12 protein-coding genes and 1 other annotated feature are annotated in these 11,935 nt (G+C 53.7%); of the genes, 7 read left to right on the top strand and 5 right to left on the bottom strand.

Going from position 1 to position 11,935, the window contains the following annotated elements:
* Positions 1-447: 447 nt before the first annotated feature.
* Positions 448-693 carry a YciN family protein gene (locus FH974_RS05375; RefSeq protein ID WP_047883327.1) on the top strand — a complete coding sequence of 82 codons (246 nt, stop codon included), beginning with the start codon at positions 448-450 and terminating at the stop codon, positions 691-693.
* Between the two features lie 82 nt (positions 694-775).
* On the opposite strand, the gene FH974_RS05370 is transcribed toward FH974_RS05375, so the two are convergent.
* Positions 776-1,210: a DUF805 domain-containing protein gene (locus FH974_RS05370; protein ID WP_047883326.1), complete on the bottom strand. Its 435-nt coding sequence runs from the start codon at positions 1,208-1,210 to the stop codon at positions 776-778.
* A gap of 9 nt (positions 1,211-1,219) precedes the next feature.
* Positions 1,220-2,278 (bottom strand): protease SohB, encoded by a 1,059-nt coding sequence (sohB, locus tag FH974_RS05365; RefSeq protein ID WP_047883325.1) that lies wholly within the window; start codon positions 2,276-2,278, stop codon positions 1,220-1,222.
* 104 nt (positions 2,279-2,382) lie between these two features.
* On the opposite strand from sohB, the gene FH974_RS05360 reads away from it, so the two are divergent.
* Positions 2,383-3,144 (top strand): YciK family oxidoreductase, encoded by a 762-nt coding sequence (locus FH974_RS05360; protein WP_047883324.1) that lies wholly within the window; start codon positions 2,383-2,385, stop codon positions 3,142-3,144.
* 80 nt (positions 3,145-3,224) lie between these two features.
* Here FH974_RS05360 and rluB read toward each other — a convergent pair whose 3' ends face one another.
* The 3 genes from rluB to rnm form a co-directional block, all read right to left on the bottom strand.
* Complete coding sequence (gene rluB / locus FH974_RS05355; protein WP_047883323.1) at positions 3,225-4,235, bottom strand: 23S rRNA pseudouridine(2605) synthase RluB; 1,011 nt, start codon at positions 4,233-4,235, stop codon at positions 3,225-3,227.
* A gap of 226 nt (positions 4,236-4,461) precedes the next feature.
* Complete coding sequence (locus FH974_RS05350) at positions 4,462-5,082, bottom strand: L-threonylcarbamoyladenylate synthase (RefSeq protein ID WP_047883322.1); 621 nt, start codon at positions 5,080-5,082, stop codon at positions 4,462-4,464.
* Positions 5,079-5,972 (bottom strand): RNase RNM, encoded by an 894-nt coding sequence (gene rnm / locus FH974_RS05345; protein ID WP_047883321.1) that lies wholly within the window; start codon positions 5,970-5,972, stop codon positions 5,079-5,081. Before rnm ends, FH974_RS05350 begins: the two co-directional genes overlap by 4 nt.
* A 125-nt stretch (positions 5,973-6,097) precedes the next feature.
* Positions 6,098-6,191, top strand: a sequence feature (Trp leader region).
* A gap of 72 nt (positions 6,192-6,263) precedes the next feature.
* On the opposite strand from rnm, the gene FH974_RS05340 reads away from it, so the two are divergent.
* Genes FH974_RS05340 through trpCF form a run of 5 tightly spaced genes read left to right on the top strand, consistent with a single transcriptional unit; the run spans position 6,264 to position 11,932 of the window.
* Positions 6,264-7,277, top strand: a complete 1,014-nt coding sequence (locus FH974_RS05340; RefSeq protein WP_047883320.1) for a bifunctional 3-deoxy-7-phosphoheptulonate synthase/chorismate mutase — start codon at positions 6,264-6,266, stop codon at positions 7,275-7,277.
* Positions 7,278-7,294: 17 nt separating this feature from the next.
* A complete protein-coding gene (locus FH974_RS05335) occupies positions 7,295-8,875 on the top strand; it encodes an anthranilate synthase component 1 (RefSeq protein ID WP_047883319.1) in 1,581 nt (526 codons plus the stop codon).
* Positions 8,876-8,885: 10 nt separating this feature from the next.
* Positions 8,886-9,515: an aminodeoxychorismate/anthranilate synthase component II gene (locus FH974_RS05330; protein ID WP_047883318.1), complete on the top strand. Its 630-nt coding sequence runs from the start codon at positions 8,886-8,888 to the stop codon at positions 9,513-9,515.
* Positions 9,516-9,548: 33 nt separating this feature from the next.
* Positions 9,549-10,559 (top strand): anthranilate phosphoribosyltransferase, encoded by a 1,011-nt coding sequence (gene trpD, locus FH974_RS05325; protein ID WP_422894359.1) that lies wholly within the window; start codon positions 9,549-9,551, stop codon positions 10,557-10,559.
* 2 nt (positions 10,560-10,561) lie between these two features.
* Positions 10,562-11,932: a bifunctional indole-3-glycerol-phosphate synthase TrpC/phosphoribosylanthranilate isomerase TrpF gene (trpCF, locus tag FH974_RS05320; protein ID WP_047883316.1), complete on the top strand. Its 1,371-nt coding sequence runs from the start codon at positions 10,562-10,564 to the stop codon at positions 11,930-11,932.
* Positions 11,933-11,935 lie beyond the last annotated feature (3 nt).

The following is an 11,935-nucleotide window of genomic DNA, read 5'->3' as shown; positions in this document are numbered from 1 at the left end:
AGTAGTTACGTAATGTAATTGGTATTTACATATTGGGCTACAATCCAAGAAGGTCAACTGGTTTTTAACAAATCGGGTTTGTTTGGTTGTCCCTTCCCCACTTGTTAATAGCCCGTTACACAAGCCGGAAACCGAATTTTTCCTCTTCACGAGAACGAAAAATCACCGTTTTCCCTCTTTTATATAGTTCATGTCAGTGCAATACCTTAACGGGCGCTAATCATTACCACCTCATCAACAATTTGACTATAAAAAACAGCGGATCTTTGTCGTGGCTCACAGAATTTGAGCATTTCAATCACTTAGCGACCTACTCTTTCATCACTTTTGCAATAACCATCATATAAACAAGGATTTGTAATCCTGTGTCGGTTTCAATACACTGAACGCGTCTGTACCGGCCTGCCGGGACAACAAATTGCTCAATTTACCCACAGAGACATTCCCATGAGTCAAAAAAAGTCAATTTCATCTACCGACCTTCTGATGATCGCCAACCAACTGATTCAGGACCATGATGCTTACCAGGAAGGTATGCGAGCCACCTCCGTTGAGGAGCGCGACGGAGTGCTGGTGTTTAAAGGGGAATATTTCTTGGACAGCAATGGACTGCCAACGGAAAAAACGACGGCTGTATTCAACATGTTCAAATATCTGGCCCACCAGCTGTCGCCGGAATTCACCCTGGAATAATCCATACAGACCAAAAACAGCAGCCCCGCGAACGGGGCTGCTGTTATCGTCTTTTCAGTGCTATAGCATACTGGACCAGCCGTTACATCTCGATGGTCACTGAATCTTTCTCCGCCTTGTCAGACGGCTGCCCTGAAGATGGTGTACCCGAAGATGGCGGTGCACCCCGCCCCTTTGGATCCGGACCGTACTGGTTTGGCCCAGCAGTGCCATCCAGAATACCCAGCTCGATAATCACAAAAATAGGGCCAATGACCGGCAGGAAGGTCAGAATGATCCACCACGCGCTTTTATTGCGATCGTGCAGACGTTTGACATTCAATGCGGTGGAAGCCCAGGTCACGAAGCCCATTATCACCAATGATAACGTTTCGAGCAGCGGATTCTGGCTGAAGTTCTCCGGAGACGTATAGAAAAACACTGGCATGATCATGAGCAGTACCGGGATACTGTACAACCAGTAATCACGCCGACGCATGCGCCCTTTAAAAGAGAACAGAGCCCATTTCTGGTTCATAGCCATCCCTTAAACAATCGGACGCTGACCGCGGCTGATCCACTTCAGCAGCAGATTGTCAGCAGCGTCACCGGTGGCACCAGCCAGTTTTTCTGCCAGCTTTTTACGCTGCACATAACGCACCTGCAGCACTTCACGCTCTTTGCAGGCATGACTGATAAAGTCATCGCTGGTACCGATTTCATCTACCAAACCCAGCTCAAAAGCCTGCTTACCAAACCAGTGTTCCCCCGTCGCCACTTTTTCCAGATCCAGTTCCGGACGGTGATCGGCAATAAAGGCTTTGAACAGCTCGTGTGTTTCTTCAATCTCACTTTGGAACTTTTCACGCGCTTTATCTGTATTTTCACCGAACATTGTCAACGTTCGCTTAAATTCACCGGCTGTAATCTGCTCGAACTCGATGTCGTTTTTCTTCAGCAACTTGTTAAAGTTCGGCAGCTGGGCAATGACCCCGATCGAGCCGACCACCGCGAACGGCGCCGAAATGATACGGTCAGCGACACACGCCATCATGTAGCCGCCACTGGCTGCAATTTTATCCACCGCGATGGTCAGTTTAATGCCGGCAGATTTCAGGCGATCCAGCTGAGATGACGCCAGACCATATCCATGTACCATACCACCGCCGGTCTCAAGACGCAGCAGGACTTCATCCCCTTCAACTGCCACCGCCAGAATGGCCGTTACTTCTTCACGCAGCGAGGTGACCTCTCGGGCATCCAGGCTACCGTGAAAATCCAGCACAAACAGGCGAGGTTCACGGGTTTGAGACAGCTCGCCGGATTTCGCAGCCTTTTTAATCTCATTCTGACGCGCTTTATTTTTCTCTTTGTCAGCCTTTTTCTCTGCTTTATCGCGTGCTTTCAGCAGAGGCTTATCGAACAAGTGGGATTCGAGTTGATGAACGGTATCGTTGTATTGCTCGGTTAAATCGGTTACTTCCAGCTCGCCCTTTGCGCCGTGCTGGCCTTTCAGTCCTTTCGCAATCACTAAAATACCGACAATTGCGATCACCACCGTGGCAATCTTGGCCAGGAAAAGCCCGTAATCAAACAAAAAATCCAATGTTGAGTCCTCATTTTTTGACGTCACCCCATTGTAACCAAGTTGTCATTGGTTCGGCTATCGCAATACAATAGGAAAACGAAAAAACAATAAGGATGTAAAGCGTGGAGTATCAAATCGCCGACAACTCTCTGAAAGATAGAGTGATTCTTGTAACAGGCGCGGGTGACGGTATCGGGCGTCAGGCCGCAATCAGCTACGCAGCGCACGGTGCCACCGTGATTCTGCTGGGCCGAACCGTCGCCAAGCTGGAAGCGGTTTACGATGAAATTGAGTCGCTCGGCTACCCTCAGCCTGCGATTATCCCGCTGGATATGATGGGTGCGACTAAACAGCACTACATCGACATGGTGGAAACTATCGAAGGGCAGTTCGGTCGCCTGGACGGCGTGCTGCACAATGCCGGTCTGCTGGGCGTATTGAGCCCGTTTGACCAACTGGGCGAAGATACCTACGACGAAGTCATGCAGGTGAATGTGAAGGCGCAGTTCCTGCTGACTCAGGCGGTACTGCCGCTGGTGAAGAAGTCGCAAGACGGCCGTATCGTTTTCACATCTTCCACTGTGGGCCATCAGGGGCGCGCATTCTGGGGGGCATACGCCATCTCAAAATTCGCCACAGAAGGTATGATGCAGGTGCTGGCAGATGAACTGGCAAACACCAACGTGCGCGTCAACGCCATCAATCCGGGCGGTACCCGCACCGGCATGCGTGCCAAAGCGTTCCCGGCAGAAGATCCGAATCTGCTGAAAACTCCGGCTGATATCATTCCGCTGTACCTTTACCTGATGGGACCGGAAAGCAAAGACGTCAACGGCCAGTGCATTGATGCCCAGCCTAAACGCAAGCCCGGTGCTGCCAGCTAAGACGAAGCCCACCGTCGTCTGCTCTGAATGACAGGCATAAAAAAAGCAGCCAACCGGCTGCTTTTTTTCATATCTGGTACTTATTTACGTGTACGCGGCTTAGCCGGTTTGTTCTTCAGCGGATTGCGGCGGTTAGCTGCATTCCCTGACGGCTTGCGACGTGGACCATTGTTGCTTTCGCTACTTTCCACTTTGTTAGTGCGGGAAGAGGAACGACGCTGATCCTGACGGCGACGACCACCACGAGTTTCGTCATTCAGACGTTCTTCGTGACGACGCACGGCACGACGGATCTGACGCACACCACGCTTACGCTTCTGACCTTCAACAGTCAGATGTGTCTCGGTTTCCGGCGGCAGTTCCACTTTCTCACGCAGGTAGTTCACTTCCTTCAGCTCAAGCTCCATCCATCCGCCGCGAGGCAGATCTTTGGTCAGGAAGATATCACCGTAGCGAACACGCTTCAGGCGGCTTACGGTCACACCCTGTGAATCCCACAGACGACGAACCTCACGGTTACGGCCTTCGGTGATCACCACGTAGAAAGTGTGGTTCATACCCTCACCACCGGCGTAAACCACGTCTTCAAAACGTGCCATACCATCTTCCAGCTCAACGCCGCGAACTAGGTTACGCACCATTTCTTCGCTCACTTCACCGAAGACGCGCACCATGTACTCACGTTCAATGCTGCGGCTTGGGTGCATCAGGCGGTTTGCCAGTTCACCGTCAGTGGTGAACAGCAACAGACCTGCTGTGTTGGCATCCAGGCGTCCAACTGACACCCAGCGCCCGTCCGTCAGGCGTGGCAGACGGTCGAATACCGTACGACGACCTTCCGGATCATGGCGAGTACATAACTCACCTTCTGGTTTGTTATAAGCCAGTACACGACATACTTCATCAGAAGAAGAAACCAACTGAATCTTGTGACCGTCAATACGAACAACAGAACTCAGGTCTTCCAGTCGGTCACCCAACTGTGCAACCTTGCCGTCCACACTGACACGCCCATTCTGGATCAATAATTCGACTTCACGGCGAGAGCCCTGGCCAGAACGCGCCAGTACCTTCTGTAATTTTTCACTCATTAGACAAACCTTTGTCGCCTTCACAGGCGTCGAAAATCATCACACTTTAAGCCATCTTAAAGCGACGGCGGATTATGCCAAAAGCTTAGCTCAGTTACCACCGAAAACACGGTACAGAGCGCAGGAAATCATCATTTTTCCCACCCTATGCAAATATGCCCCAAGCGGCCGACTGACTCCTGCGGGCGCTAAGCTGTTGGCTATTATCTGTTCAGCTGACGCCGGGTTACTCAAATGGCGTCGGGTCACCGGCACCCACACGCACGATTTCCATTTCATCGTTGCTGAAATCAATCACTGTCGTGGGTTGCTCACCCAGGAAACCTCCATTGATGATCAGATCCACCGCATGTTCCAGCTTATCGCGAATATCATCAGGATCGGACTCAGTCACGTCACTTCCCGGCAAGATCAGCGATGTTGACATCATTGGCTCGCCCAAGGCTTCCAGCAGCGCAAGTGCAATAATATTGTTCGGCACCCGAATACCGATGGTTTTTCGTTTCGGGTTCATCAGCCGGCGCGGTACTTCCTTCGTTCCCTTAAAGATAAAGGTATATGCCCCCGGCGTGTTGTTACGCAGCAGGCGGAACGCCCCGTTGTCAACACGGGCATACAACGACAGCTCAGACAGATCACGGCACAACAGCGTAAAGTTGTGCTTATCATCAAGGCGACGGATTTGACAGATACGCTCCAGTGCCGATTTGTTTTCCAGCTGGCAACCCAGGGCATAGCCGGAATCAGTCGGATAAACAATTACCCCGCCATTGCGAATAATCGCCACGGCCTGATTGATCAGGCGGGTTTGCGGGTTTTCCGGGTGAACATAAAAAAACTGACTCATTCTTCCTCCGTTGAAAGTGTCCGCTCTTCCGACACTTCCTGTTCAATGCGCTTCTTCTCAACGCTCCAGTCCTGCCAGACTTCTGTCACCCCTTTGGGCTGCCACAGGTTGCGCCCGAGATCGGTCCAGGGAGAGACATAATGAAAATCAGAGCCTTGCGAAGCCAATAATTGAAATTCAATGGCATAATCGGCCAGCATGCGACGTTCCTGAGGGGATTGCTGCGGCAAGGCCACTTCCATCGCATCACCGCCGGCTTCCACAAAGGTTGTCAGCAGCCGCTTTAACCACTTGCCATTGAGTTTGTACCGTCCCGGATGGGCCAATACAGCCTGGCCGCCGGCAGCTTGAATCGCCGCCACAGCCTCGGCAATCGAGCACCAGTTAGGCGGTACGTAACCCGGTTTATTGCGGGTCAGAAACTTTTTGAACACACCCTGCATGGTCTTGGCGTGCCCTTGCTCGACCAGCCATTGGGCAAAATGTGCCCGGGTCAGGGTGGCCCCATTCGCCAGCGCTTTTGCCCCGTCCAGTGCCCCGTAAATCCGGTTCTTCGCCAGACGCTCACCAATCAGCACCGCACGGGCTTCACGACGTTCAGCCTGGGCCGCAATCAGAGTGGTGATTGCCGGGTGCTGCGGGTCGATATTCAGTCCGACAATGTGAATATCAAAATTTTGCCAAACTGTCGATATTTCAATGCCTTTGATCAGAGATATTGGCAGATCACCCTCCAAAATCGCCTGCTCAGCCGCTTCCAGACCGGCTACCGTGTCATGGTCTGTAATGGCCAGCACATCCACCCGTTTTTCTACGGCCCGGAGCATCAACGCTTGCGGGGATAAACGTCCGTCTGACGCCGTGGTGTGGCTGTGTAAATCAAACAACATAAAATTAAGGCCTTGACATTACTTCTCTGAACTAGTTTACTAGTACGCAGTTAAACGCAACCAAATGCATCGCGTTAAGGATTATTAACATGGTACAGCAAATTCATCATCAACTCTGCGCTTTCTTCTCTTGGTGGTGGCACTTCCCAACGCGGGTGGTGTGATTCGCTGTGCCTTGAGCCAGACAACACAAACCCGCCTGAGTGCGGGTTTTTTTCACTCTGCACCCAGATGGCAAACGATTAACTTCTTAATTTTTAGCAGTGCCAGGCACTGAATAGGGACTGAAACATGATTATCGTACTCAAACCCAATGCAACTGAAGAACAAGCGAAGACCATTCTGACCCGCATCGAAGAAGCCGGTTTGAAACCGTTGTACATGCCGGGTGTAGAGCGCATCGTGCTGGGCGCGCTGGGTGACGAACGCGTGCTCCAGCAACTGCACCTGGACGCCTACCCTTGCGTGGAAACCGTCAAGCCGATTCTGACCAAATACAAAATGGTCAGCCGTGAAGTACAGGCGCACGACACTGTGGTGCGCTTTGGCGGCGCAGCTATTGGCGGCGAAAAATTTGCGGTGATTGCCGGGCCATGCTCCGTCGAGTCCGAAAGCCAGCTGATGTCCGTTGCCGAAGTGGTGAAAAAGCATGGTGCGGTTGCATTGCGTGGTGGCGCATATAAACCCCGCACCAGCCCGTATGATTTTCAGGGTATGGGGCTGGATGGATTAAAATTACTGAAACAAGCCAACCAACAACTGGGGCTGCCAACCGTCTCAGAAGTTATGGAAGTGAGTCAGATGGATGCCATGTGCGAATACATTGACTGCTTACAAATTGGCGCACGCAATATGCAGAACTATGCGCTGCTGAAAGCTGTTGGTGAGAGTAAAAAACCGGTATTGCTCAAGCGTGGACTTTCCGCCACTATCGAAGAACTGCTGCTCGCGGCGGAATACATTTATGACGCAGGGAACCCGAACATTATCCTGTGTGAACGTGGTATCCGCACCTATGAGACAGCAACACGCAATACATTGGACCTGAACGCAGTCGCCGTTCTTAAACAACGCACCCACCTGCCGGTGGTTGTGGATCCAAGCCACGGAACCGGCGTGCGTGAACTGGTGATTCCGCTGTCCCGCGCAGCCGCTGCTGTCGGCGCGGACGGTATCATCGTCGAAACACACCTCAACCCGTGTGAAGCCTTGTCTGACGGTCACCAGGCACTGACCGGTCCAATGTTCGAACAATTAATGCAAGAGCTGAAACCGTTTGTAGAAGCGGCAGGGAGAACGCTGTGAATACGACCCCATTAGGCATGGGCGAGCTAGATGTGCTCAGCCTGGATGTCCCTTACGTATCAAACCCAACGGAGCTGTATTACTCCGTGTGTGGCAACCGGCCGCATAATCTGCTGCTGGAATCCGCCGAGATTGACTCTAAACAGGATCTAAAAAGCCTGATGCTGATTGATGCCGCGGTACGAATTGTCTGCCGTGGCCATCAGGTTCGCCTTGAGGCCCTGACTGATAACGGGCTGAACGTCCTGCAGACGCTGGAAAGCAAACTGCCAACCGACATAGAGGCCAACCGTGAAGCACGTTGCCTGATCCTGGATTTCCCGCAGGCAGGCCGTGCGCTGGATGAAGACAGCCGTCTGCGCCAGACCTCATCGTTTGACGCGTTGCGTCTGATCCAGCATGCATTTGACTGTACCGGGCAGCCTCGTGAAGCCCTGTTCCTCGGCGGGCTATTTGCCTACGACGTGGTGGACAGTTTTGAACCGCTGCCGCCGGTCAATCAGGATAACCGCTGTCCGGATTACCTGTTCTACATCGCCGAAACGCTGCTGGTAATTGACCACCAGCGTCGCAAAGGCAAACTGCAGGCGAGCCTGTTTGGCGGCGATGCCTACACCGCCAGCTATTTTGAACTGAGCCGCCGCCTGCAACACATTAAGGAAGCCTGCTTAGAGCCTAAGCCCCTGCCGGCTGCCGCCATTCTGGAAGCCTGCGAACCGCAAGCCAGTGTCAGTGACGAAGCCTTCTGCCAGCAGGTTGTCGACCTGAAGCAGCATGTGGTTAACGGTGATGTGTTCCAGGTGGTGCCGTCACGTCAGTTTATCCTGCCGTGCCCGTCACCGCTCAATGCCTATAAAGAGCTGAAAATCGGCAACCCGAGCCCATACATGTTCTTCCTGCAGGACGCCGATTTCACCTTGTTTGGTGCCTCGCCGGAAAGTGCCCTGAAGTACTGCGCGGACAGTAATCAGGTCGAGATTTACCCGATTGCCGGAACCCGACCTCGCGGCAAAAATCCAAACGGCTCCATCAATCTGGACTTAGATGGCCGCATTGAGCTGGAACTGCGCAGCGACATGAAAGAAAACGCTGAGCACATGATGCTGGTTGATCTGGCACGCAATGACGTCGCACGCATCAGTGAGCCCGGTACCCGCTATGTGGCGGACCTGCTGAAAGTCGATCGCTACAGCCACGTCATGCACCTGGTTTCGCGGGTGGTCGGCCAGCTACGCGGCGATCTGGATGCGCTCCATGCATATCAGGCCTGCATGAACATGGGAACACTGACCGGAGCACCGAAAATCCGCGCCATGCAGCTGATTCGGGAAGTGGAACAACGCCGTCGCGGCACCTATGGCGGGGCTGTTGGCTACCTGACCGGTGAAGGCGACATGGACACCTGCATCGTGATCCGCTCGGCGTATGTCGAAAACGGCATGGCCAGTGTGCAGGCCGGCGCCGGGGTTGTGTACGACTCACAGCCGCAAGCCGAAGCCGACGAAACCCGGAGTAAAGCGCAGGCGGTGATCAATGCGATCCGTCAGGCGCATACCGCGCCTCTGATGGCCTCATCATCGCGCAAAACTGCTGAATAAGGAGCCGGATATGACATCCCCACACATTGTATTACTGGATAACTTCGACTCCTTTACTTACAACCTAGTCGACCAATTCCGTTCGCTCGGCTGCACGGTCACCATCTATCGCAACAGCCTGAGTGCCGAACAGGTCGAACAGGCACTGGAAGCCTTGACCAATCCGGTGCTGGTCCTGTCTCCCGGCCCCGGTGCCCCTGCTGATGCTGGCTGTATGCCGGCACTGATCCAGCGCGTGCGGGGCAAAGTGCCGATGATTGGTATCTGTTTAGGCCATCAGGCCATCATCGAAGCCTATGGCGGTAAAGTCGCAGGAGCCGGTGAAATTGTGCACGGTAAGGCCGCCATGATGCGCCATAACGGACACGAAGTGTTTGGTCCACTGCCAAGCCCGCTGACCATTGCACGTTACCATTCGCTGGTCGCCCATGATGTTCCGGACAGCCTGACCGTTGTTGCGGATGTTGACAGCCTGGTGATGGCCGTGACCAACGACGCCGATCGGGTTTGTGGCTACCAGTTCCACCCGGAGTCCATCCTGACAACCCAAGGAGCCCAGCTGCTGACCAACACGCTGGAATGGGTCATGGCTGTACCACCAGGCGGACAACATACCGCCGAGCAAACTGCGCGCGGATAAGCGCTGGCATACCAAGCACTGAAGGATACTTTTATGGATGCGACCATTTACACTCTGGCTGACAAACTGTATGACCAGCAAAACCTCAGCCAAGAAGAAAGCCATACCCTGTTCGATGCCATCATCAAAGGGGAGGTCGAGCCGGTACTGCTGTCAGCCGTGCTCACCGCATTGAAAATCAAGGGCGAGACCCCGGCAGAAATCGCCGGCGCCGCACAGGCTTTGCTGGCCAATGCCAGCGATTTCCCCCGCCCGGACTATGACTTTGCCGATATCGTCGGGACCGGCGGCGACGGCCATAACACCATCAATATTTCGACCACCTCGGCGTTTGTTGCTGCAGCGTGTGGCGTCAAAGTCGCCAAGCACGGCAACCGCGGGGTATCGAGCAAATCCGGCTCGTCTGATCTGCTCGATAAATTCGGCATTAACCTCGCCATGTCACCGGACAGTGCCCGGGCAGCGCTTGACGAACAGGGCGTATGCTTCCTGTTTGCACCGCAATACCACGGCGGCGTCCGCCATGCCATGCCAGTTCGCCAGGCCCTGAAAACGCGCACCATCTTCAACCTGCTGGGGCCGTTGATTAATCCGGCCCGCCCGAATATCGAACTGATGGGCGTGTATGACAAAGCGCTGGTTCGCCCGATTGCCGAGACCATGGCTGCCATGGGCTTTAAACGGGCGGCAGTCGTACACGGCAGCGGACTGGACGAAGTGGCAATTCACGGAGAAACCACCGTGGCGGAAATCATTAACGGGGACATTCGTGAATACACTCTGACCCCGGCGGATTTTGGCCTGGAAACTTACCCGCTGGATGCAATTAAGGGTGGCGAGCCGGAAGAAAACCGTGCCATTATCACTGATATCCTGACCGGTAAAGGCACCGACGCCCAGATGGCTGCCGTTGCAGCTAACGTCGCGCTGTTACTGCGTTTATTTGGTCAGAAAGAGTTAAAGGACAATGCCCGACAAGCGCTGGCCGTGATGCAGTCCGGTCAGGCCTACCAGCTTGTGGGTCAACTGGCGGAACGAGGATAATCATGGAAACCGTGCTAGCAAAAATTGTCGCCGACAAACACCTTTGGGTTGAAGCCAGAAAACAACAGCAACCGCTGGAATCCTTTCAGGATGCGCTGACACCCAGCGACCGGGATTTCTATCAGGCGCTGTCCGGCGATCAGGCGGCATTTATTCTGGAATGCAAAAAAGCGTCACCGTCAAAAGGACTGATTCGCGAGGATTTTGACCTCGACTATATCGCACGAGTGTACAACAACCACGCCAGTGCCATTTCCGTACTGACTGATGAGAAATACTTTCAGGGGAACTTTGACTTTCTGCCGCAGGTACGTCGTCAGGTCTCCCAGCCGGTCTTGTGCAAAGATTTTATGATCGACCCGTATCAGGTTTATCTGGCGCGTCATTATGGAGCCGATGCGATCCTGTTGATGCTATCGGTGCTCGATGACGACCAGTACCAGCAACTGGCCCAAGTGGCAGAGTCACTGAACCTCGGCATCCTGACTGAGGTCAGTAACGAGGAAGAACTGGAGCGTGCCATTACCCTGAAGGCCAAGGTTGTCGGTATCAATAACCGTAACCTGCGTGACCTGAGCATTGATCTCAACCGGACCAAAGAGCTGGCACCTCGCCTGCCCGAGGGCACCATTGTGATTTCTGAGTCCGGTATCTACAACCACCAGCAGGTACGCGATCTTGCCGCCTATGCCAATGGCTTTCTGATTGGCAGCTCGCTGATGGCAGAAGATGATCTGGAACTGGCGATACGCCGCGTGACCCTCGGTGAGAATAAGGTCTGTGGCCTGACCCATGCCGATGATGCAGCCGCAGCGTACAAAAGCGGCGCCATCTATGGCGGTCTGATTTTTGTGTCAGGCTCTCCGCGTCAGGTCGACATTGAACAGGCCCGCATGATCATGAGTGGTGCTCCGCTGAAATACGTCGGTGTTTTCCGCAATGCTGATCCGGATGCAGTCACGAAAGCGGCAAAAGCCCTGGCACTCTTTGCGGTTCAATTACACGGTGAAGAAAGCCCGGAGTATGTGCAGGGGCTGAAAGCTCAGCTCCCCGCAGGCTGTGAGATCTGGAAAGCTCATGGTGTAACCGATTCCGTACCGGATTTCTCCCAGTGGCAAGTTGACCGCCATCTGCTCGACAGCAAAGTGGGCAACCAGTCCGGCGGCACCGGCGTTGCCTTTAACTGGCAACTGATCCCGGATGAGCAGAAAAAAATCACCATGCTGGCTGGCGGGCTGACCCCTGAGAACGTGTGTGAAGCGGCCCATATCGGCTGCAAGGGGCTGGATTTGAACTCCGGTGTTGAGAGCCAGCCCGGCAAGAAAGATGCGAACAAGTTACAGGCTGCATTTACAGCGATTAGAAAGTATTAAGGA

It is taken from the genome of Photobacterium ganghwense (genome assembly GCF_017329545.1).
Lineage (GTDB): Bacteria > Pseudomonadota > Gammaproteobacteria > Enterobacterales > Vibrionaceae > Photobacterium > Photobacterium ganghwense.
The sequence above is the reverse complement of the archived record's forward strand: the minus strand, read 5'-3'. Positions and strand labels throughout refer to the sequence as shown.

What these genes read in the sequence shown, in the direction of transcription:
- FH974_RS05375 (WP_047883327.1), top strand. Translation starts at nt 448, where the DNA reads ATGAGTCAAAAAAAGTCAATTTCATCTACCGACCTTCTGATGATCGCC.
- FH974_RS05370 (WP_047883326.1), bottom strand. Translation starts at nt 1,210, where the DNA reads ATGAACCAGAAATGGGCTCTGTTCTCTTTTAAAGGGCGCATGCGTCGG.
- rluB (WP_047883323.1), bottom strand. Translation starts at nt 4,235, where the DNA reads ATGAGTGAAAAATTACAGAAGGTACTGGCGCGTTCTGGCCAGGGCTCT.
- FH974_RS05350 (WP_047883322.1), bottom strand. Translation starts at nt 5,082, where the DNA reads ATGAGTCAGTTTTTTTATGTTCACCCGGAAAACCCGCAAACCCGCCTG.
- rnm (WP_047883321.1), bottom strand. Translation starts at nt 5,972, where the DNA reads ATGTTGTTTGATTTACACAGCCACACCACGGCGTCAGACGGACGTTTA.
- FH974_RS05340 (WP_047883320.1), top strand. Translation starts at nt 6,264, where the DNA reads ATGATTATCGTACTCAAACCCAATGCAACTGAAGAACAAGCGAAGACC.
- FH974_RS05335 (WP_047883319.1), top strand. Translation starts at nt 7,295, where the DNA reads ATGGGCGAGCTAGATGTGCTCAGCCTGGATGTCCCTTACGTATCAAAC.
- FH974_RS05330 (WP_047883318.1), top strand. Translation starts at nt 8,886, where the DNA reads ATGACATCCCCACACATTGTATTACTGGATAACTTCGACTCCTTTACT.
- trpD (WP_422894359.1), top strand. Translation starts at nt 9,549, where the DNA reads ATGGATGCGACCATTTACACTCTGGCTGACAAACTGTATGACCAGCAA.
- trpCF (WP_047883316.1), top strand. Translation starts at nt 10,562, where the DNA reads ATGGAAACCGTGCTAGCAAAAATTGTCGCCGACAAACACCTTTGGGTT.